This is a genomic window from Deltaproteobacteria bacterium (genome assembly GCA_011773515.1).
Classification (GTDB): Bacteria; Desulfobacterota; Deferrimicrobia; order J040; family J040; genus WVXK01.
In genome coordinates this window covers 1,040-2,318 of record WVXK01000067.1, presented here as the reverse complement: position 1 = coordinate 2,318, position 1,279 = coordinate 1,040, and the positions used below count along the sequence as shown (strand labels likewise).

Below are 1,279 nucleotides of genomic sequence, written 5' to 3'. Positions count from 1 at the left end.
AACAAATCGTCACCGGTTACACGCATTATTCGATGATTTCGAGGACAGACCTCTTCTTTATCTTGGTGGAAGCCGCGCTCAAAATCGTCCTTATAGCCCGTGCAGTGCGGCCCTGCTTCCCTATAACCTTACCGAGGTCCTCCTTGGCTACCTTTAACTCGAGAACGGAGGTTTTTTCTCCCTCCACCTCACTCACCTCTACCTCATCTGGATGATCAACGAGAGCCTTGGCGATCGTTTCGATTAAGTCTTTCATCTCTCTCACCTCCGCATCAGTTCCTTCTCCATGGGTTCCACAGAACGGGTTCAGTCTCCAGGCGAAGGTGCGCGCTTTACGCTGCAGAATCCTTTTCCTTCTTCATCTCCATAAATTTTGCCCAGACGCCCTTTTTCCTCAGGAGGCTCCTCACCGTATCTGACGGCTTCGCTCCCTTCTTCAGCCAGGATATGATCTTGTCCTCTTTGATGGTAATTTCTGGAGGATCCACCATCGGGTTGTACGTTCCCACGTTCTCGATGAACCTGCCGTCTCTGGGTGATTCGGAAAATACCACGACCATCTTGTAAAAGGGCTTCTTCTTCCTCCCGTGCCTTGCCAGCCTGATTCTCACAGCCATATGCGCACATTCCTCCGGTTAGTTTACCTTATAACTTATCACAATTTTGGTTGCCGGTGCACCAAATTCAGCCGCTACATGAAGGGAAAGCCGCCCCTTTTGAGGCTTTTCATGCCCTTTTTCGTGAGCTTTTTCATCATCGATTCCATAGCCTGAAAGTTCTTGAGCAGCCGGTTCACATCCTGGGGGGTGGTTCCGCTCCCTGCTGCTATCCGCTTCCTCCGGCTGCCGTCTATCATCCGGTGATTTTCCCGCTCCTTTTTCGTCATGGAACCGATGATGGCGACATTTTTCCGGATCTCACCCTCATCTACTCCCGCCTGTCCCAGGTCCCTTACCTTTCCGCCAAGGCCGGGGATCATGCCCAGGATATCCTCCAGCGGGCCCATCTGCTGGATCTTGATCATCTGGTCCCGGAAATCGTCCAGGGTGAACTGGCTCTTCCGTATCTTTTTCTCCAGCTCCCGGGCTTTTTTCTCGTCCACGACGGCGCTTGCCTTCTCGATAAGGGAGAGGACATCCCCCATGCCGAGAATCCGGGAAGCCATCCTCGATGGATGGAAGGTCTCCAGCTCATCGAGCTTTTCGCCGACACCCACGAATTTTATGGGGCATCCCGTGACGGCCCGTATCGAAATCGCGGCGCCCCCCCGCGCGTCGCC

The 1,279-nt window shown here is 53.5% G+C and carries 2 protein-coding genes and 1 pseudogene (1 of these 3 only partly in view); all 3 read right to left on the bottom strand.

The annotated features are described in order from the left end of the window. Positions 1-25: 25 nt before the first annotated feature. A complete protein-coding gene (locus tag GTN70_08405) occupies positions 26-256 on the bottom strand; it encodes a KH domain-containing protein (protein ID NIO17005.1) in 231 nt (76 codons plus the stop codon). A 76-nt stretch (positions 257-332) separates the two neighbouring features. Continuing rightward, positions 333-617 carry a 30S ribosomal protein S16 gene (rpsP, locus tag GTN70_08400; protein ID NIO17004.1) on the bottom strand — a complete coding sequence of 95 codons (285 nt, stop codon included), beginning with the start codon at positions 615-617 and terminating at the stop codon, positions 333-335. Between the two features lie 74 nt (positions 618-691). Next, a pseudogene (locus tag GTN70_08395) lies at positions 692-1,279 on the bottom strand (signal recognition particle protein); it runs 685 nt beyond the window's last position.

Excerpts from the sequence above, each read along its gene's own strand:
- GTN70_08405 (NIO17005.1), bottom strand. The coding sequence starts at position 256 with ATGAAAGACTTAATCGAAACGATCGCCAAGGCTCTCGTTGATCATCCA.
- rpsP (NIO17004.1), bottom strand. The coding sequence starts at position 617 with ATGGCTGTGAGAATCAGGCTGGCAAGGCACGGGAGGAAGAAGAAGCCC.